Origin of the sequence: Nocardiopsis sp. NPDC057823 (assembly GCF_042797335.1) — a bacterium.
GTDB lineage: Bacteria > Actinomycetota > Actinomycetes > Streptosporangiales > Streptosporangiaceae > Nocardiopsis > Nocardiopsis changdeensis.
Window position 1 is genome coordinate 38,102 of record NZ_JBHVLR010000013.1, and the last position, 19,762, is coordinate 57,863.

A 19,762-nucleotide genomic window follows, 5' to 3' on the forward strand; every position below is an offset into this window, starting at 1 on the left:
TAGGGCATTCTGCTCTAGGATCCGAAGACCGTCCCGGATTCGAGAGAGCCACGCACTCGATGCTCTACCGCCTCGGGCATGCGCGTGAGCCCACGCAGAAGGAGTTAGGACAAATGGCCGACAGTGGCTACTCCTGGGTCTGAACTTCCCAGCACGAGGCCCGGGCGCGGATGGTGTCAGATTCATCCGCGTCCGGGCCTCACCGCCTGCGGCGGCGGCCTCCCGGGGAGGCCGCCGCCGTTCTCACTCCTCGGCCGGTGCCGCGACCTCGTACGCGGCGCGGAACGCCCGGTAGCGCGCGAGTTCGGCCTCCATCGGCTCCACCACACGCGCCGCGGCGATCTCCCGCACCCTGGCCTGGGCCGCCCGTTCCACGTCCTCCCGGCGCTGCACCGCGGCCACCTCCACGAGGTTCCCGCAGCCGACGCCGGTCAGCCACCCCACCGCGAGGGCGGCGACGACCAGGGCCGACGCGTAGGCCACGAACACCACGTCGTCGAACATCGCGATCCCGGTGAGCCCTCCGCCCAGCCGGCTCACCAGCGCCACGAGCGCCCAGGCGAGCCCGACCCCGGCCACGGCCAGCAGCGCGAACTGCACCGACCGCGCCATCCGCCACCACGACGGGCTCTGGTCGGGGTCGCCCACGGCTGACGCCACGGCCCCGCCCAGCTCGGCGGACAGCTCGGTCACCGCCGACCGGGCGGCGGCGCGCATCCGGCGCCGCCACGGCGCGGGCATGTCCTCGGAGACGGTGTCGGCCGCGTCGGAGAGGACCGTCTCCAGTTCGGCCTCATGGGCGTCCACCGGGCCGCCCAGCACCTGGCCGCCGTCCTTGCGCAGGAAGTCGAGCTGGACCGCGGCCAGCGGGTCCTTGCGCAGGCGGGCCGCCCTGCGGGCGACCGGCCAGCCCACCCGGCGCCGCCCGCGGCGGACGTCGTTGGCCTCGACCGCGTCGGCGACGGCCGTGACGGCGGCCGCCCGGGCCAGCCCCTCCTGGACGCGCGAGCGCACCTCGGCGGGGACGTTCTCGGGGACCTCCGCCTCGCCGATGTACTCGGCGTAGGGGGCCACGACCTGGTCCAGGTCGGCGACGAGCCGGTCGACGAGGGCGCGCCGCTCGCGCACCGTCTCGGCGAGGAACTCGCGCAGGTCCCGGATCCCCTGCCCGGTGAGGGTGGAGGTGGTCAGCACCCGGGGGTGCACGCCGGACTCCGACTCCAGCAGGCGGCGCAGGTCGGTGAGGAGCTCCTTGAGCTCGTCGGGTTCGACCTTGTCCACCTGGTTGAGCACCGCGACGGTGACCGCGCCGTGCCCGGCCATCTTGGCCAGGTAGCGGTGGTGGACGGCGGCGTCGGCGTACTTCTGCGGGTCGAGCACCCACACGAGCAGGTCGACGGAGCCGATGAGCCGGTCGGCCTCGGCGGTGTGCATGCTGCGCACCGAGTCGTGGTCGGGCAGGTCGAGCAGGACCAGCCCGGTCAGCTCGGAGCTGCCCGAGTCCAGGACGCTGCTGCGCGAGTGGCGCAGGCGCGTGGGCACCCCGAGCCAGCTCAGCAGTGCGTCGGCGCCCTCGTGGCCCCACACGCAGGCGTGCGCCTGCGAGGTGGTGGGCCGGGTGATGCCGGTCTGCGACAGCTCCAGCCCGCACAGGGCGTTGAACAGGGACGACTTTCCGCTCCCGGTGCCGCCCGCGAGGGCGACGACGGTGTGCTCGGCGGACAGCCGCAGGCGGGCCCCGGCGTGGTCGAGCAGCTGCGCGGAGCGGGCGGTGATCTCCTGCGGGAGGTCGCCCTGGCCGAGTTCGGCGAGGGTGGACAGGGCGTCGAGCCGCTCGACCAGCTCGGCGCGGGTGGTGTTCCTGGTGTGCTGCCAGGAGTCGTGGGTGGTGGGCCGGTACTCCTCGTCGGGGTCGGCGCCCACGGGCTCGGCCGCGTCGGGGTCCACGGCCCGGAAGGACCCGGAGACCGCGGAGGGCCCGGGCACGCGGCGGGGCAGCGGCTCCGGCTCCTCGTCGCCGGCACCGGCCGCGGCGGGTTCCGCGTCCCGGTCCGGGCGGGCGGAGGGTTCGGGCACCCAGGGGCCGTCGTCGGCGGCCGGTGCGGCGGGACCCGTCCGCGGGGCGGCCCGGTCCGGGGCCGCCTCGGGGGCGGTCCCCCCGTCCCCGGTCGCGTCCTCCTCCGAAGCGCCCCGGGCGGCGCGTTCCACCCGGGCGCGGCGGCCCGTGGCGGGAACGGCGGCGAAGGCCCCGGTGCCGGCGCTGCGTCCGGCGATGCGCGTGTCGTCGGCGGCCTCGGCGAGGCTGCCGACCCATCCGGCCAGGCCGTCGGGGTCCTCGTCGGCGGCCTGCGCCTGCGGCCCGCGACCCGTGTCGTCGGCCTTCTCCGGCCGGTCGGCCTCGGGGCGCGGGGCCGCGTGGCGCGCGTGGCGGCCGCTGCGGCGCTGGGTCCGTGCCCCCTCGCCCCCCGGCGCGGTGTCACCGGCGTCCCCGGGGGCCCGGGGCGCCTCTCCGGCGGGCTCGCCCGGGGCGGCCGGCACGTCGTCGGGGTAGGCGGAGATCCCGTCGTGCGCGGGCTCCTCCGCCTCCCCTCCGTGGCGGGCGTGGTCCGGGTGCTCGGGTACCGGCACGGTGTAGCCGCGCCAGGGCCCGTTGTCCGCGGGTGCCGGTGCGTCCCCGTCGGGGGCGGCGTCGGTGTCCCCGTGCGCCTGCGCGGGGTTCCACTGAGTCGTCATCGTGCTATCTCAAGGTTGTACGTGGCCTGGTAGAGCTGGACGGCGGCGTCCTCGGAGGGGATCCCCGCCGACGCCAGTGCGGTGTCGAACGGGACCCGTTCGCGGTCGAGCAGGCCGTTGATGCGGGCGATGAGGTTCTCCCGCGCCTTCGCGCCGATGCTGCGCAGCGACTGCGCGCCGAACAACCCCTTGAGCAGGCGTTGCGGTGACGGGCCGGGGGGTTCCGCGGCGTGCGCGCCGCCCCCGGAGCTGGACCGCTCGTAGCCGAGCAGGTCGATGATGAGGATCAGGGTGACGATGTCCCGGTCGAAGGTGACCAGGCGGGCGACGGAGCGCTTGGTGGCCCCGGCCTCCCCCGTCATCTCGGCGATGTCGCGCTGCCACTCGCCGATCTCGTGGCGGATCTGCTGGACCAGCAGGCCGGTGCCGGGCTGGTCGAGGGCCCGGGCGGCCAGGTCGGCGCCGCCGGGGACCCCCCGCCAGACGCTTTCGACCTCCTCGGAGGCGCGTTCGCAGGAGGACACGACGAGGGCCTCGACGGCGTCGCGGACGGCGCGCTCCAGGGCGGCCACCCGCTGTCCGCGCTCGGCCTGCTCGGCCCGGCCCGCCCTGCGGGTGCGCCGGCCGCGCGGGCGCAGGCTGCGGGCGAGCTCGCCGCTGGCGGCGACCTCCTGCCAGCGGGCGATCAGCGAGCCGCGCAGCAGGGAGCCGTCGCCGAGCCCGCTGCCGATGCGCGCCCGGGAGTCGGCGTAGGCGGTGTCCACGGCGGTGGCCATGACACGGCCGGCCTCGATCTGGGTCTCCACCTGGCGGGCCAGCTCGGGCACCCGGGTGCGGAAGCTGTCGATGACCCCGATGAAGGTGCGCCGGGACACGCGGTCGCGCTGCTCGGCCTCGCCCGCCACGTCGGCGAGGAAGTCGCGGATGTGGTCGGCGACGTTGGAGGTGAAGCGCTCGCCCCGGATCTGGTCGGTCTCGGGGATGGCGAACCGGGCCGCCGAGCCCAGCCCGTTGGCCTCCAGCATGGCGCCGAAGTGGTCCAGGAGCCTGCGGCGCCCCTTGCGCGGCACCCGGGACAGCACGACCGCCATGGAGGTGTCGCGGTCGCGGGCGACCTGGAGGAACTCCCACACGCGGGCGTCGGCGTAGCGGCTGCTGGTGGTGACGAACACCCACAGGTCGGCGGCGTCGAGGAACTTGGCCGCGAACTCGTGGTGAGCGGCCACCGCGGAGTCGACGTCGGGGGTGTCGAGCAGGGCCACACCGGGGGGCATGGCCTCGGTGGCGGCCAGGACGAGCATGCCGTCCTTGCCGGGCATCGCCAGGCCCTGCTGGCGCACGCGCGGCAGGGACGGGATGAAGGAGGCCTCGCTGAACCAGTCCACGTCGGCGGGGTTGCACGCCAGGACCGGGCTGTTGGTGGTGGGCCTGCGTACGCCGGTGGTGGTGACCTGCTCGCCGACCAGGCTGTTGACCAGGGTGGACTTGCCCGCGCCGGTGGATCCCGCGACCGCGATGAGCAGCGGGATGTCGGGGCGGCGCACCCGGGGCAGCACGTAGTCGGAGAGCTGGGCGAGCACGTCGGCCTGCAGGACGCGCCCCTCCTCGGCCCCGGGGAGGTCGTCGGCGAACCTCAGGTCCCGGATCTGCCTGCGCAGGGACTCCAGGACCTGTTCGAAGCGGTCGTCCTCCGGGACGGGGGCTCGGTGTTTGGCGGGTCCGGCCGCAACGGGGACGGTGGGCCCCCGCCGGGCCTCGTTGATGGCCCGGGGGTCCTCCCCGGGCAGCGGTCCGGAGCCCTGGGCGGGCTGGTCGGAGGTGGCGGCCGGTCCGGTACCGAACCGGCCCGCGGGACCGGAACCGGTGGTGTCCGGCGCGGCCGACGGCCGGGTCATGATCGGTATGCCCTCCTCAACGGTGCTGGCGTCCCACCGGGCGGGCGACGCCATCGGGGGGTGTCATGGGAGATCGCGCCCGGCCGCCAGTCGATGGGTCTCGAACTGGTTCCCCGTGTGCAGTATGTCAAGTTCCCGCGCTGTTTGGACCACTTCCCCGATGATCACCACCGCGGGGGGCCGCACTCCGGCCCTGGCGGCCGAATCGGCGATGGTGGCCAGCGTACCCGTGACCGTCCTCTGCCCGGGCAGGGTCGCCTCCTGGACGACGGCGGCCGGTGTGTGCGGGGAGCGCCCGTGGGAGACGAGCGCGTCGGTGATCGCGGCCAGGCGCTCCACCCCCATGAGGGCGACGACGGTACCGGTCGAGCGCGCCAGCGCGGCCCAGTCCACGGTGGACCGGGGGTCGCCGGGGGCGACGTGGGCGGAGACGATGTGGAGGTCCTGGGAGACGCCGCGGTGGGTGGCGGGGATCCCGGCGGCGGCGGGGGCGGCGAGCGCGCTCGTGACGCCGGGGACGGCGATGACGGGGATCCCGGCGGCGGCGCAGGCCGCGGCCTCCTCTCCCCCGCGGCCGAAGAGGAAGGAGTCGCCGCCCTTGAGGCGGACCACGAACTTCCCCTGCCGGGCGCGGTCGACGAGGATCCGGTTGATCTCCTCCTGGAGCATGGAGCGGCCGTAGGGGATCTTGGCGGCGTCGACGATCTCCACGTCGGCGGGGAGCCGGTCCAGCAGCGAGGTGGGGGCGAGCCGGTCCACCACCACGACGTCGGCCTGGGAGAGCAGCTGCCGGCCCCGAACCGTGATCAGACCGGGATCACCGGGACCGCCGCCGACCAGGGCGACGCCGGTGAGGCGCTCGCGCCCGCGGCGGGCGTCCAGGGTCCCGTCGGCCAGGCCGTCGACGATGGCGTCGCGCAGTCCGGCGGAGCGCCGCGGGTCGCCGGAGGCGACGACGCCGACGGTGATGCCGCCCTCCTGGCCGCTGGCCGGGGTCCAGGCCGCGGAGGCGTGCCGGTCGTCGGCGCGCACGCACCAGATGCGGGCGGCCTCGGCCTCGGCCGCGACCGCGGCGTTGACCCGCGGGTCGTCGGTGGCGGCGTGGACCAGCCAGTGGGCGGGCGCGCCGGGCCCGGCGACGTCGCCGGGCTCGTAGGCGCGGGCGGTCCAGGTGATGCGCCCGGCGGCGGCGAGGTCCTCCAGCGCGGCGGAGACGGCCGGGGACACCACGGTGACCCGGGCGCCCGCCTGGAGCAGGACGGGGACACGGCGTTGGGCGACGCGGCCGCCGCCGATGACGAGGACGTCACGGTCGTGCAGGCGCAGGCCGAGGAGATAGGTCACGGGGCGCACCCCTTCGGTCGTCGGTTCCGGCGGACCCCGGCGACGGCGGCGGGGCACCGGCGGGGGCCGTCACCGGGCACGGGGCCCGGGCGCCCGCCGGGTATGGTCGGCGATTGCTCCAAATTACCTTGTCAAAACGGTATTACAGGGAGATGAAGCAGGCCCTGTGGAGAATGTGAGACCGCCCGCACCCGGAAAGGGTGCGGGCGGCCGTGGCGGCCGGGAGGGCTCGGCGCGCGGCGCGCGGCGGGTCAGTGCGCGGAGGAGACCCCGGCGTCGTCGAAGGTGGCGACGTCGCGCAGGGCCCGGGCCGCCCCCTGGAGGAGCGGCAGGGCCAGCAGCGCGCCCGACCCCTCGCCCAGGCGCATCTCCAGGTCAACCAGCGGGCGCAGCCCCAGGTGCTCCAGCACCAGGGCGTGGCCGGGCTCGCTGGAGCGGTGGCCGGCGAAGTACGCGCCGGTGGAGTCGCCGGAGATCGCCGCGGCGGCCAGGGCGGCCGATCCGGCGATGACGCCGTCGAGCAGCACCGGGACGCGCATGGCCGCGCCGCCGAGGATGAACCCGGCCAGCGCCGCGTGCTCGAACCCGCCCAGGGCGGCCAGGGTGCCGATGGGGTCGGCCGGGTCCACGGGGTTGGCCGCCAGGGCGCGGCGGACCACGTCGACCTTGTTCTCGAACATCGCGTCGTCCACCCCGGTGCCGCGGCCGGTGGCCTCCTCCGCGGCGGCGCCGGTGAAGGCGCAGATGAGGGCGGCCGAGGGGGTGGTGTTGGCGATGCCCATGTCGCCGGTGACCAGGCAGCGGTTGCCCGCGGTGACCAGGTCGCGGGCCACCTCGATGCCGCTCTCCAGGGCCTGCATGGCCTGGTCGCGGGTCATGGCGGGGCCCTGGGTGATGTCGGCGGTGCCGCGGGCGACCTTGCGCGACAGCAGCCCGGCGGCGTGCGGCAGGTCGCCGACCACGCCGACGTCGACCACGGTGACCTCCGCCCCGACCTGTGCGGCGAACGCGTTGACGACGGCCCCGCCGTTGAGGAAGTTGTGCACCATCTGCTCGGTGACCTCCTGCGGCCAGGCGGTCACCCCCTGGGCGTGGACGCCGTGGTCCCCGGCGAACACGGCGACGGCCGCGGGCTCGGGGATGGGCGGGGGGCACTCCCCGGCGAGCCCGGCCAGGCGGACGGACACCTCTTCCAGGATCCCGAGGGAGCCCGGCGGCTTGGTCATCCTGTCCTGCCGGTCCCGGGCCTCCTCCACCGCGCGGGTGTTCAGGACTCCGATGGCGGCGATGGTCTCCTCCAGCAGGGTCGTGGGCTCCTGGCCGGGCAGACCGCGGCGACCGTAGCGGTCGTGGTGCACCGCCCAGGACAGGGGGCGTCCCTTCGCCCAGCCGGAGAGGCCGAGCTCGGGTTCGGTGGGGAACTCCTCGACGTGGCCCAGGCAGAGGTAGGCGACGACTTCGAGGTGGGAGGGGAGGTCGAGGGCGCGGGCGACGTCGCGTTCGTCGGCGAAGCCGACCCAGCCCACGCCGAGGCCTTCGGCGCGGGCGGCCAGCCACAGGTTCTCCACGGCCAGGGCGGCGGCGTAGGAGGCGCTCATGGGCCGGGCGTGGCGGCCGGGGGTGTGCCGCAGGCCGCGGGCGGGGTCGACGGTGACCGCGATGTTGAGCGGGGCCTCGGCCACGGCCTCGACCTTGAGCCCGGAGAAGGCGCGGGCGCGGGTGCTGGGAAGGGCGTGGGCGTACTCGTCGCGTTCGCGCCGGGCCAGGTCCAGGACGCGGCCGCGCAGGCCGGGGTCCTCGATGACCACGAAGTCCCAGGGCTGGGAGTGGCCGATGCTGGGCGCCCGGTGGGCGGCCTCCAGGACGCGGGTGAGCACCTCGTGGTCGACGGGGTCGGGGAGGAACCCGGTGCGCACGTCGCGCCGGTCGTGGATGGCCCGGTAGACGGCGGCGCGCGCGGCCTCGTCGTAGGCGTGGTCGGTGCGTTCCGCCGGGGCGGCCGGCTCCGCGGGGGCCGGTGCCGGGGAGGCCGGCGCCGGTGCGGGTCGGACCGCGGCGGGGCGCGGCGGCTGTGCCGGGTGCGGCTCGGCGTGGGGGGCGGCCGCTTCGTGTGCGTGCATGCTCTGTTCTGCTTCGGTGGTCGCGGGGGTGGTGTCCGCTGGTGTCCCGGCGGCGGTGGCCGCCGGGTGGTCGGCGCGTTCCGGCGGCGCGGCGGCCCCGGTCCGGTCCTGTGGCGGGTGCTCGGCCCGGGGGTCGGGCTCGGGCGTGTTCCGGAAGGGGATCACGTTGGGCCGGGCCGGCGGGGTCGGGGCGGGGTCGGCGGGCGGTTCGGGTTCGGGTGCCCGGGCGGCGGGCTCGGCCCGGTCCTCCGGCTCGGGCGGCGGCGCGGCGGGGGCCGGGGGCGGTGGGGCCGCCGGGGACCGCTCGGGGCGGGCGGCGGGAGCCGGGTCGGGCCGCCGGAACGGGTTGGCCGCCGCCGGCCGCCGGGGCCTGGTGCCGCGGCCGCTCTCGGGCAGGCCGTCGAGCAGGCCGCCGAGCGGCCCGAAGCCGGGCGCCCCGGCGGTCCGGCCGCGGGGGTCCTCGCCGCCCGCGCCGCCGCGGCGGGAGTCCTCTCGGTCGTCCTCGGTCATGATCGCCCCCCGTGAAGGTGTGTCGACTGCCCGTTCCCACTGCTCGTCCCGGTGTTCGACCGGTAAGCGTAGTCTGCGGCGGCGTACCGCTCGCACGGGTCCCCCGGGCCTTGGGCGGATCGCCTCTCGACCCCCTCTCCCCAAGCCCCGCACATCACCGTCAACTGTGCCAGAGTCACCCTGAAGGCGCGCGGACGGTGTCCGCATATCCCCCTGTCCTCCCAGGTGGAGGCGGGTTCCGGAAGGGGGCGCGCGACCGGCCGGGGCCGGATCGGCGGAACGCGGGGCCGGCCGCCGGCGCCCGGAGCCGCGGAGCGGCGCGGCCGGATCCGGCCAGGCTCCCCCGCCTCCGTCCGCCGTCCGTCACCCACCGTGGTCGGTCATGTGCGAGAGTGTCAGGGCTCCCTGCCCCCGGGTCCCCATCGCTCACCCCAAGGAGACGACCCGTATGCGACGACGCACGTTCCTCACCGGTGCCACCGCCGCGGCCGGACTGGCCGCGCTGGGCGGTGTCGCGGCACCGCGAGCCGCTCTGGCCGCCGGGGACGGTACCGTCCCCCGCGTCCTGGCCGAGACCGCCCCCGCGGGCACCCCCGTCCGCACCGGGCGGCCGTTCGACGTGGTCACGGTGACCGGCCGCCCCGGCGCCCGCGGCGCCATCCGCTTCCACACCCCCTCCGGCACCGGCGCCTGGGAGCCCCTCCACCTGCACGCCGAGGGGCGCGACGACGACGCCCCGGTCGGCTCGGCCCTGGTCCGCGCCCCCGAGGGCGCCACCGGGTACGAGGCCGACATCGAGGGGGACACCGCCGCCGTGAACCTGTTCGACGGCGAGGGCCTGCGCGTCGGCGGGCCCGAGCGGACCACCCTGTCCGCCGGGGACGGCCGACCCGCGGGCCCGCCCGCCCTGCGCCTGCGCACGCGCGCCGGGTGGGGCGCCGACGAGTCCTGGAGGTTCGACGGCGAGGGGAACGACCTGTGGCCCGCGGTCTTCCACCCGGTGCAGGCGATCACCGTGCACCACACCGCCATGGCGACCACCGGCGACCACTCCGCCGACGTGCGCGCCGTGTACTACCTGCACGCGGTGGAGCAGGCCTGGGGCGACATCGGCTACCACCTGCTCATCGACCCCGAGGGCGGGGTGTACGAGGGGCGCCACTCCGGCGAGGACGGCGTCCCCGTCTTCTCCGGTCTCCCGCTGCCCGGCCGGGCGCGTTCGGTCACCGCCGGGCACGCCTTCGGCGTCAACCACGGCAACATCGGCGTGTGCCTGCTCGGGGACTTCACCGACGCCCTGCCCACCCCGGCCGCCCAGGACTCGCTGGTCCGCGTACTGCGCCTGCTGTGCGCGGTGACCGGGGTGGACCCCCGCGCCCGGATCGACTACACCAACCCCGCCACCGGGGCCGTCACCCCCGGCCCGGCACTGGGCCGGCACCGCGACTGGCTGTCCACCGAGTGCCCGGGCAACGCCTTCGCCGAGGTGTTCGACACCGCGATCCGCGACCGCGTCGCACGCGGCCCGGTCTGATCCGCCGCGGTCGGCGCTCCGGCGCCGACCGCACGGGTCCGTCGGGGTCGGCGGGGCCGGTCGCGAGGCGTGTCTACGCTTGTGGGACCGAGTCCTGCGAACCCGGGAGTTCCCCATGACCGCCCTGCGCCCACCGCGCCCGGTCCTGCCCTCCGTCGTCCTGGAGACCGAGCGCCTGCGCCTGCGCGCCTTCATCGAGGACGACATCGACGACGTGTACGCCTCCTGCAGCGACCCGGGCCTGCAGGCATGGCTCCCGCTCCCCCGCCCCGACGCCCCCTACACGCGCGCGGACGCCGAGCAGTGGTGCCGGGAGATCGCCCCGGGGATGCGCACCGGCGGCGAGGGCCAGCAGTGGGCGGTCACGCTGAGGGACGGCGGCCGGCTGGTGGGCGCGGTGGGGCTGGTCCGCGTGATGTGGCAGGCGATGAACAGCGAGATCGGCTACTGGGCGGCCCCCGGCGAGCGCGGCCGGGGCCACATCACCGAGGCGGTGGTGGCGGTGTCCCGCTGGGCCCTGGACCAGGGGTTCCAGCGGCTGGAGATCAAGGCGGCGACACGGAACACCGCCTCGCGCCGGGTGGCCGAGAAGGCCGGGTTCACCCTGGAGGGCGTGGAGCGCGGCGCCATGCCCCTGCACGGGGGCCGCCGCGCCGACCTGGTCGTGTACGGGCTGCTCCCCGCCGACCTCCGGGACCGGCCCCCGGCACCCTGAGCCCCGGCACGGCGCACGCCCCGCCTCACCCCCACACCCGGGACAGCGACCAGGTCCCGGTGGCGGTGTCGTGGCGCAGTTCGTACACCCCCTCGGATCCGGCGGCGCCGGCCTCCAGCCGCCAGTGCTCGCTCCGGGGCGTCAGAGGGCCGCGCGAGGCCCGCCACCCGTCCTGGGGCGTGACCCAGTGCTCCATGATCCGGCGCACGCCGTAGACCCTGCCGTTCCAGGTGAACCGGGCCGGCCGGCCCGCGTCCTCCACGACCGTCACCTCTGTCCCGTAGTACCTTCCCACGACACTTCCCCTCGGCATCGACCCCTCCGGCCCCGGATGCGCCCGCCCGCGGGGAAGATACGGACAGATGTTCGAACAAGTGTTCCCACAGTAGCGAAATCGGCGGACCCGTGGAACTGTTTCGCGAAGGTCGGCATCACCTCATGTGACCGGTGTGCGGCACCCCCTCCGGCGTGCGCGTCCGGACGCGGGCTCCCCCCGTTCGGAACCGCACGGCGTGTCGCCGTCGATACGCTTGCACCACCCCATCCCCGATCCATGCGAGGACCCTCCACGTGACGTCGAACGGCCACCAGAGCGGCAAACCCCTGCGCGCGGGCGACCCCCGTGAACTCGGTGGCTACCGGATCACCGCGCGCCTGGGCCGTGGCGGCATGGGCACCGTCTACCTGGCGGAGGACGCCTCCGGCCGGCCCGTCGCCGTCAAGCTCATCCACCCCGACCTCGCCGACGACGAGTCGTTCAGGCTGCGGTTCGCCCGAGAGGTGGAGTCGGCCCGCCGGGTGGCCCGGTTCTCCACGGCGGGGGTCATCGACGCCCGCCTGGAGGGAGACACCCTGTTCATCGTCTCCGAGTACGTCCCGGGACCGAACCTGGACGAGGCGGTCCGCCAGGGCGGCCCGATGACCGGGGGCACCCTGGACGGCCTGGCCATGGGCGTGGCCGCCGCGCTCACCGCCATCCACGGGTCGGGGGTGATCCACCGCGATCTCAAGCCCGGCAACGTGCTGCTGTCCCCGGTGGGCCCCAAGGTGATCGACTTCGGGATCGCCCGCGCCCTGGAGGACTCCGGCGGGGTCACCCGGTCCAGCCAGCTGATGGGCACCCCCTCGTACATGGCCCCGGAACTGCTGATGGGCGAGCGGCCCACGGCCGCGGCCGACATCTTCGCCTGGGGCTGCCTGGTGGCCTTCGCGGGGATCGGGGAGGCGCCGTTCGACGCCGTCTCCGTGCCCGCCGTGCTGCACAACATCACGTCGGCCCCGCCCCGGCTGGAGGGCCTGGACCCGGGCCTGTACGACCTGGTGGCCGCCGCCCTGGACAAGGACCCGTCCCGGCGGCCCACCTCACAGCAGATCCTGGCCCGCCTGACCGGCCAGGACGCACCGGCCGAGGCCGAGGTGCGGCGCAGCATCAGCGACTCCTGGGAGGTGCCGACCGGCGCCCCCGTCCCGGGGGCCCCGCCCGCACCGGCCACCCCGCCGCACGGGCAGACCCCGCCCGAGGGGGCCACCACCCCCTTCCCGCAGGGGCAGGTCCACTACGGGGGCGGCACCGGCGCGAACCCGACCCTGCCCTACCACCCGGGCCGCGAACTGCCCCCCTCCACCGCCCACCAGGGCCCCGGCGGCCAGGTGCCGCCCACCCTCCACGAGCGGGCGCACCACGGGCCCTCCGGGCCCCAGCCCCCCGCCACCCACCGGATGCCCGCCGGATACGCCCCGCCGCCGCACGGGCAGCCCGCCCAGGGCTTCCCGTCGGGTCCGGGCGGCCCCGGCGCCCCGGTGCCGCCGAACGCCGGTGTGAACGGCGGGGCCGACGGCGGCGGCGCGGGCGACGGCGCACGGCGCAGGCGCCGACTGCTGCTCGCCCTCGGGGCGGGTGCGGGCGCTCTCGTGCTGATCGCCGGGATCGGCCCGGTGGTCCTGTCCAACCTGGAGCCCCGGCCCCCCTCGGAGGAGGACAACGAGATCGTCTCGATCTACAACACCGACTTCGCCTTCAACCCCGCGTGGAACACCTATTTCTACGACGCCGAGGAGGTCGAGGACGGCGCCCTGTACTGGGAGGAGCGCCGCGGCATGCTCCTCCGGCACCCCGAGCCCTCGGGCGACGACCCGAGCCGGGGCCTGGTCGTGCCGTTGGACCGCGAGGACGACATGCCCGACCGGGTGCTGGTCACCGCCAGTGCCTACGTGATCGAGGGGCCCGAGCAGGCGACCTTCGGCGTCCGCTGCTGGGACACCTCCGGTGAGGAGTACCGCACCCAGTACGAGGCCGCGGTGCGCTACGACGGGCAGCAGGCCGAGATCCGGCGGATGAGCGAGGAGGAGGGCGACCAGGTCCTCGAACGCACCAACGAGGTCCAGGGGTTCGAGCCCTACCCGCTGTTCGAGGAGAGCGCCAGGACGGACGGGTACGACCCCGGGTCCCCGTACGAGTTCGACCGGGACGAGGTCGTGGTCAACACGCTCGCCTTCGCCTGCGAGTACGTCGAGGACGAGGGCGGCGAGGCGCGCATGGAGCTGGCCCTGTGGGTGAACGGCGAGCACGCGGTGAGCGCCGTCGACTCCGACCCGCTGCCCGCGGAGGCCGAGGATGTCGAGGACCGCCGGCGGATCGGGATGATGACCCGGTCGGGCCCCGGCCACCAGCCGATGGCGGTGCTCTACACCGATTTCTCGGTGCACGAGATCCTCGCGCAGGAGTGAGCGCGCCCCGGGGCGGGTGCCGCCGTGGCGCCGCCCCGGACGGCCTGGCATGATGCCGGGCATTCGCATTCGGCAAGGAGTGGAAGCATGCGCGCCATCGTCCTGGAGGAGACCGGCGGACCCGAGGTCCTGCGCGTCTCCGAGGTCGTCGACCCCGTACCCGGCCCCGGTGAGGTCCTCATCGACGTGGAGGCCCGCGGGGTCAACTTCATCGACATCTACCAGCGCAGCGGCCAGTACGACGTCCCGCTGCCCTTCGTCCCGGGCATGGAGGCCGCCGGCACGGTGGCCGCCGTCGGCGAGGGCGTCGGGGACCTGTCCGTCGGGCAGCGGGTGGGGTGGGCGATGGCGCCGGGCGCCTACGCCGACCGCGCCGTGGTCAAGGCGTCCCTCGTGGTGCCGGTGCCCGAGGAGGTGTCCCCGGAGCAGGCGGCGGCCCTGCTGCTCCAGGGCATGACCGCCCATTACCTGGTGAACTCGGTGCACCCGGTGGCCGGGGACGAGACCGTCCTGGTGCACGCCGCGGCGGGCGGCACCGGCCTGCTCGTCACCCAGCTGGCCAAGGAGCGGGGCGCCCGCGTGATCGGCACCGTCTCCTCCGAGGAGAAGGAGCGCATCGCCCGCGCGGCCGGCGCCGACGAGGTCGTCCGCTACACCGAGGTCCCGGTGGCCGAGGCGGTGCGCGACCTCACCGGCGGAGCGGGCGTGGCGGCCGTCTACGACGGCGTGGGCCGCGACACCTTCGACGCGAGCCTGGCGTCGCTGCGCCCGCGCGGTGTGCTGGCGCTGTTCGGGCAGTCCTCGGGAGCGGTGGACCCGGTGGACCCGCAGCGGCTCAACGCCGCCGGCTCGGTGTACCTGACCCGGCCCTCGCTGGCGCACTTCGTGGCCGACCGCGCGGAGCTGCTGTGGCGGTCCGGGGACCTGTTCTCCCTGGTGGGCGCGGGCCGCCTGGACGTGCGGATCGGCGGCCGGTACCCGCTGGCCGACGCGGGCAGGGCCCAGGCCGACCTGGCCTCGCGCCGGACGACCGGCAAGCTCGTCCTGGTCTGACCCCGGTCGGCCCCGGACGGGCCGCGCGGCGCGGCCGCGGTCCCGGGAACGGGACCGCGGCCGTTCCGGCCCGTCCGGGCTACCCCTCCTCGCGCGGGCGCGGAGCCGCCTCGGGACCGCGCACACCGGCCACCCCGGCGCGGCGCACGTCGTCGCGGGCGTCCTCCACCGCCTGCCTGGCCGCCTCCGCGGCGTCCACGGCGGCCCGCTCCGACGCGGACGGCTGGCTCGGCTCGGGCCCGGCGATCCGGGCCGGCCCGTTCGCCCCGGCGTCCTCGTCCTTCTCCGTGGAGGGGCGCGAGCGGACCGCCTCCCCCGCGAAGGCGTGGCTGACGTTCTTGACCGCCTCGGTGAACTCGCCCGGGATGACCCAGAACGTGTTCCCCTCCCCGTTGGCCAGCTGCGGCAGGGTCTCCAGGTACTTGTAGGCGAGCAGCTTGGCGTCGGCGTTGTTGGCGTGCACCGCCTGGAAGACCCGCTCCACCGCCTGCGCCTCGCCGTCGGCCCGCAGGATCGCCGCCTGCTGGTCGCCCTGCGCCTCCAGGATCGCCTGCTGGCGGGCGCCCTCCGCCTTGAGGATGCGGGCCTGGCGCTCGCCTTCGGCGTGCAGGATGGCCGCGCGCTTGTCGCGGTCGGCCCGCATCTGCTTCTCCATCGCCTCCTTGATGGTGGGCGGCGGGTCGATGGCCTTGATCTCCACCCGGTTGACGCGGATGCCCCACTTGCCGGTGGTGTCGTCCAGGACGCCGCGCAGGCGGGTGTTGATCTCCTCGCGGGAGGTGAGCGTGCGCTCCAGGTCCATCGAGCCGATCACGTTGCGCAGGGTCGTGACCGTGAGCTGGTCGATGGCCTGGATGTAGTTGGCGACCTCGTAGGCGGCGGCCTTGGGTTCGGTGATCTGGTAGTAGAGGACGGTGTCGATGTTGACGACCAGGTTGTCCTCGGTGATGACCGGCTGGGGGCGCGAGGTGAACACGTGCTCGCGCAGGTCGAACCTGGTGTTGACGCGGTCGACCCCCGGGATGAGGAAGTTCAGGCCGGGCCCGAGCGTCCTGGTGTAGCGGCCGAAGCGTTCGATGTTGTACGCCCTGGCCTGGGGAACGATGCGGATCGCCGACATGGCGAGGGCGACGCAGAGGACGGCGAGGATGATGAGCGGTAGGGCATCCAACATGTTCGGCACCTGACTTCGGTTCGTGTCTGCGGCGGTGCGCGCGGCCCCGGCCCGCCCGCCCTCCCCGGCGGCCGGGCGGCCGGCTCAGGGAAGGGCCTCGCGCGGGTAGACCACGGCGGTGGCGCCGTCGATCTCCATCACGTCGACGTGCGCTCCCACGGGGATCACCAGGTCCTCGTCGATGCTGCGCGCCGACCACTCTTCTCCGGAGAGCTTGATCAGTCCCTTGTCACGGTCCACGGGCTGAAGCACCACGGCGCTGCGCCCCACCAGCCCCTCGACGCCCGAGCGCACCACGGGCCCGCGGGCGAGCTGGCGGCGCATGATCGGCCGCAGCAGGTAGATCCCGGCGGCCGAGGCTCCGACGAACCCGATGATCTGCACCGGGACCGGGAGTCCGACGGCGCCGAGCAGGGCGGCGACCAGGGCCGCCGCGCCGAGGAGTCCCAGGACGAAGGTGAGGGTGACGATCTCGATGATCCCCAGGACGACGGCGAGGACCAGCCAGACCAACCAGGCGTCCATGTACCACCCTCCCGTTCTTGTTCCGGGTATTCCTTTGCTACCCACCCAGAGCCGACGAACCACACGATTCGCTTACGAGTACGGGGATTTCGTCCTCTGATTCCGGTCGGCCCCGGGCGGCCCCGGTCCGCACCGGGCGGTCCCGGCGGCGGGGCCCGCGGCGAGGGTCCCGCGGGCCCCTCGCCGGGGCGGGCGCCCCGTGTCCGGGGTCCGGCGGCGGGGCTTTCGGCCGGGGTTCCGGTCGGGAGCCCGGCGGGGCCCGGCGAGGCCTTCCGCGCACCGGTCCGCCGCTCGGGTACAAGGTGCACCCGGGCACGGCACGGCCCCCGGAGGCACCCGCTCAGGGCCGCCGGGGGCCGTGCCGCCCGTCGCTACCGTCCGCCGGAGAACTGGTAGACGAGCTGGTAGGTGGGCCGGTTCTGCCAGGCGATCGGCCACATGTTGATGCCGCCCACCGACTGGTGGATCACCGTGTCCGCGCACACCTGGGCGCCGACCGCGCAGTGGCCGTCACCCGGGTAGACCTCGCCCGCCGGGGTGGCCACGGCCTCCGCGAGGGTGTCGAGCAGGACCGTGCGGCACTCGGCCAGGTCCCCGTCGCCGCAGTAGGCCCCGTCGCCGAGCGGTCCCTCGACGTCCTGGCCCAGCACGGTGCGCAGGTCCTTGTCCACGTACGACCACCACCCGTACTGGAAGGCGGAGCCGCGGTGGGGCTGGCCCTGGTTGACGCTGCCGGGGGTGCCGCCGCCGATGTTGCCCGAGGGCGACTCGTCGATCTGCGCCGCCCTGGTCAGCTCGGTGTACAGGTCCTCGCCCAGCTCGGGCTCGAACTGGGCCCGGACCAGGAGCGGCCACCAGGCGTCCAGGATCCGGATGGAGTCGGCGTAGGAGTAGTAGCCCGCGTCCCGGAAGGGCTCGCGGCGCTGGGACCCCGCCTCGTTCCACTGCCGCAGGCCCTCGACCGCCGACGCCAGGGCGGGGTCGTCGACCTCCTCGGAGCCGATGACCTCCAGCAGCAGCGGCAGCACCTCCTGGGCGCGCAGGTCGGTGGTGCCGGCCTCCATCATCACCTGCGTCAGGCTCGCGGTGGTGAACCTGTGCCCGCCGTCGATCAGCGAGGAGACGCGGGTGTCGAGCAGGTCGCCGCGGTGCACCGAGCCGGTGGCCCAGCCCGAGGTGTACCCGTGCGCGGGCTTGTTGTTCCAGTTGACGATGTAGTCGGGGTCGACCGCCTGCGGGTGCTCGCTCTTGGGGATGTAGGAGGCGGTGTTGCCGTCCGGGTCCCAGCCGGACCAGCCCGCGTCCGAGTAGGCGTCGATGGGCAGGTTGGGGTTGGTGCCCGGGTTCCGTTCCGGGTTGGCGCCGGAGTTGACGAACGCGATGTCCTCGTCGTCCACGTAGTGCCAGTTGAAGGCGTATCCGATGTCCTCTGCGGCGTCGATGAACGTCTCCGCCGAGGTGATCTCGTCGGGGTCGTTGAAGCGCTGGAACCCGATGATGGAGTCCACCTCGTGCATGTAGGTGGAGCGCAGCGAGGTGAACGCGACCGGGGTGCCGTCCACCGTCGCGAACGACTGCACCAGCCCGTACTCGGACCGCAGCGAGGTGAGCGTGTAGCCGCCCGCCGGGGTGCCGTCGGCCACGGTGGGGGCCCACTCGTTGGTGACGCTCAGCTCCTCGAAGGGGGTGCAGTCCCCGGAGGAGTCGATGTAGGCGCGCGAGGCCTTGGTGGGCTCGGAGCCGTCGGTCTCGCACAGGTGGACGGCGAAGGTGTCGGTGAGGTCCTGGCCGGCCGAGGTGGCGCTCCAGGCGTAGTCGACGCCGCGGCCCATCTGGACGTAGAAGCTCACCCCGGCGAAGGAGGCGCCGCGGGCGCTGATCCCCGGCCCCTGGAGTTCCTGAAGCAGGAGCAGCTGGGGCGAGAAATAGGCGGTCTGCGGACCCATGACGGCCACCGGGTTGCCGCTCTCGGTGTGCTCGCCGGAGACCAGCAGGGCGTTGGACATGCCGTGCGGGTCGAGCAGGCCCTCGGGCAGCACGCCCTCGTTGAACACGCCCTCGGCGGCGGAGAGGTCGCCCTCCTCCACCATGGCGTCGAGCTCGTCCTGCTGCTCCTCGCTGAGGTCCTCGACGGTGACCTCCTCGCCCCCGTCGGGCGCCTCCGTGGCCGCGGCGAGGGGTTCGGCGGACTCCGCCGCCTGCCCGGAGGCCGCGGAGCCGTGCTCGTCGTGGACGATGTCGTAGTACTCCACCGAGCCCGGGTCGGGCCGGACCTCGCCGACGGGGTCCTCCGGGGTCCCGCTGTAGGGGAACTCGCCCGGGACGCTGACCACGGCCTCGGGATCGTTCTCCATGCGCCAGTCCTGCCACAGGGCCAGGCCCTCCTCGGCGCCGTAGCGGTCCTGGAAGTTGGCCAGGACGATGGCGGCCTGGACCTCGCCGCCACCGCCGCCGCCGAAGATGCCGCCGACCATGGAGGCGATGCCGACGACGTCGGTGACGGTGAAGGGCTCGATCTCGCCGGCGTTGGTGATGGCGTTCTTGTGCCCGGTCAGCACGTACTCGCCGGGGAAGTAGCGGCCCTCGTCGGCCTGCTCGATGTAGGTGTTGACGCCGTCGAGGTAGTCCCCGACGTCGGCCAGGGCCTGCTCCCCGTGCTCACCGCTGGCGGCGACCCGGTCGACCTGGGCCTGCTTGTCCTCCTCGGTGTAGGGGGCGTTGCGCCACAGGTCCTGTTCCAGGCCGCGGTTGCCCTCGGCGCCGCCGGCGAAGGAGGTGAGCTCGCCGCGGCCGACGCGGCGCAGCACGTCCATGAGGAAGAGCCGGTCCTCGGCGGCCGCGTACCCGGCGCCGAACATCGTGCCCTCACGGGTGCTCCCCTCGATGTGGGGGATGCCGTGGTGCCGGTCGCGGGTGATCGTGACGTCGGACCGCGGCTGGTACCTGCGGCCCACGTCGCCCTCGGCCACACCGAAGGTGGCGTCGAGGAAGAAGTCGTCCAGGCTCTCCTCGGTGAGGCCGTCGTAGTAGTGGACGAGGTCGTCGTACATGTCCAGCTGGCTGGAGGAGAACCGGGGCCGGGTCCCGAAGGCCTGGTGCCCGAGGATCTCGACGAGGGTCGCGCTGCCGTTCTGGCCCGGCGGGAGGATGTCGTGGCACCCCTCGGGCGCGCAGTAGTCGGGGAGGGGTTCGGCCAGGGCGGGTGCCGCGGGGAGCGCCGAGACGGTGGCGGCCGCGACCGCCAAGGCGACACCGGAGGCACCGGCGCGCAGCCGCCTTGCGAGCGAGGGGGGAGAAGGGGGCATGTGCTGTCACCACCTGGGGGTGCGGGCGATGGTTCAGCGGCATGTTACGTACGGGTAAGTAAATCGCGAAAGAGTTTCACGTTTGATGCCCGGACCCGCCCCCTCCCCCGCCGCGCGCCCGCGAGAA

General features: G+C 74.9%; 12 protein-coding genes. 4 read left to right on the forward strand and 8 right to left on the reverse strand.

From position 1 onward, the window contains the following. Positions 1–243: 243 nt before the first annotated feature. The 4 genes from ACFVNO_RS20525 to cobT form a co-directional block, all read right to left on the reverse strand. Positions 244–2,733, reverse strand: coding sequence for a GTPase (locus ACFVNO_RS20525; RefSeq protein ID WP_378894746.1), 2,490 nt, complete (start codon positions 2,731–2,733; stop codon positions 244–246). Beyond that, complete coding sequence (locus ACFVNO_RS20530; RefSeq protein WP_355261930.1) at positions 2,730–4,628, reverse strand: dynamin family protein; 1,899 nt, start codon at positions 4,626–4,628, stop codon at positions 2,730–2,732. Before ACFVNO_RS20530 ends, ACFVNO_RS20525 begins: the two co-directional genes overlap by 4 nt. Positions 4,629–4,691: 63 nt before the next feature. Then, positions 4,692–5,972, reverse strand: coding sequence for a uroporphyrinogen-III C-methyltransferase (gene cobA, locus ACFVNO_RS20535; protein ID WP_378894751.1), 1,281 nt, complete (start codon positions 5,970–5,972; stop codon positions 4,692–4,694). A gap of 251 nt (positions 5,973–6,223) precedes the next feature. Then, a complete protein-coding gene (gene cobT / locus ACFVNO_RS20540) occupies positions 6,224–8,602 on the reverse strand; it encodes a nicotinate-nucleotide--dimethylbenzimidazole phosphoribosyltransferase (RefSeq protein WP_378894754.1) in 2,379 nt (792 codons plus the stop codon). A 448-nt stretch (positions 8,603–9,050) separates the two neighbouring features. Here cobT and ACFVNO_RS20545 point away from each other — a divergent pair, with 448 nt between their 5' ends. Together ACFVNO_RS20545 and ACFVNO_RS20550 are read left to right on the forward strand one after the other, a co-directional pair. Continuing rightward, on the forward strand, positions 9,051–10,136 hold the full coding sequence (locus tag ACFVNO_RS20545) for a peptidoglycan recognition family protein (RefSeq protein ID WP_355261939.1): 1,086 nt from the start codon (positions 9,051–9,053) through the stop codon (positions 10,134–10,136). Positions 10,137–10,251: 115 nt separating this feature from the next. Beyond that, on the forward strand, positions 10,252–10,851 hold the full coding sequence (locus ACFVNO_RS20550) for a GNAT family N-acetyltransferase (protein WP_378894758.1): 600 nt from the start codon (positions 10,252–10,254) through the stop codon (positions 10,849–10,851). 25 nt (positions 10,852–10,876) lie between these two features. On the opposite strand, the gene ACFVNO_RS20555 is transcribed toward ACFVNO_RS20550, so the two are convergent. After that, positions 10,877–11,164, reverse strand: a complete 288-nt coding sequence (locus ACFVNO_RS20555) for a DUF6504 family protein (RefSeq protein ID WP_220559582.1) — start codon at positions 11,162–11,164, stop codon at positions 10,877–10,879. Positions 11,165–11,421: 257 nt separating this feature from the next. On the opposite strand from ACFVNO_RS20555, the gene ACFVNO_RS20560 reads away from it, so the two are divergent. Next, entirely contained in the window at positions 11,422–13,578 is a 2,157-nt protein-coding gene (locus ACFVNO_RS20560; protein ID WP_378894762.1) for a serine/threonine-protein kinase, read from the forward strand. Between the two features lie 87 nt (positions 13,579–13,665). After that, positions 13,666–14,631 carry a quinone oxidoreductase family protein gene (locus ACFVNO_RS20565; RefSeq protein WP_378894765.1) on the forward strand — a complete coding sequence of 322 codons (966 nt, stop codon included), beginning with the start codon at positions 13,666–13,668 and terminating at the stop codon, positions 14,629–14,631. A 79-nt stretch (positions 14,632–14,710) separates the two neighbouring features. Here ACFVNO_RS20565 and ACFVNO_RS20570 read toward each other — a convergent pair whose 3' ends face one another. The 3 genes from ACFVNO_RS20570 to ACFVNO_RS20580 form a co-directional block, all read right to left on the reverse strand. Further along, entirely contained in the window at positions 14,711–15,805 is a 1,095-nt protein-coding gene (locus ACFVNO_RS20570; RefSeq protein WP_378894768.1) for an SPFH domain-containing protein, read from the reverse strand. An 84-nt stretch (positions 15,806–15,889) separates the two neighbouring features. Further along, on the reverse strand, positions 15,890–16,330 hold the full coding sequence (locus ACFVNO_RS20575; RefSeq protein ID WP_355261954.1) for an NfeD family protein: 441 nt from the start codon (positions 16,328–16,330) through the stop codon (positions 15,890–15,892). Between the two features lie 371 nt (positions 16,331–16,701). Beyond that, positions 16,702–19,635, reverse strand: coding sequence for a penicillin acylase family protein (locus ACFVNO_RS20580; protein WP_378894772.1), 2,934 nt, complete (start codon positions 19,633–19,635; stop codon positions 16,702–16,704). Positions 19,636–19,762: the final 127 nt, after the last annotated feature.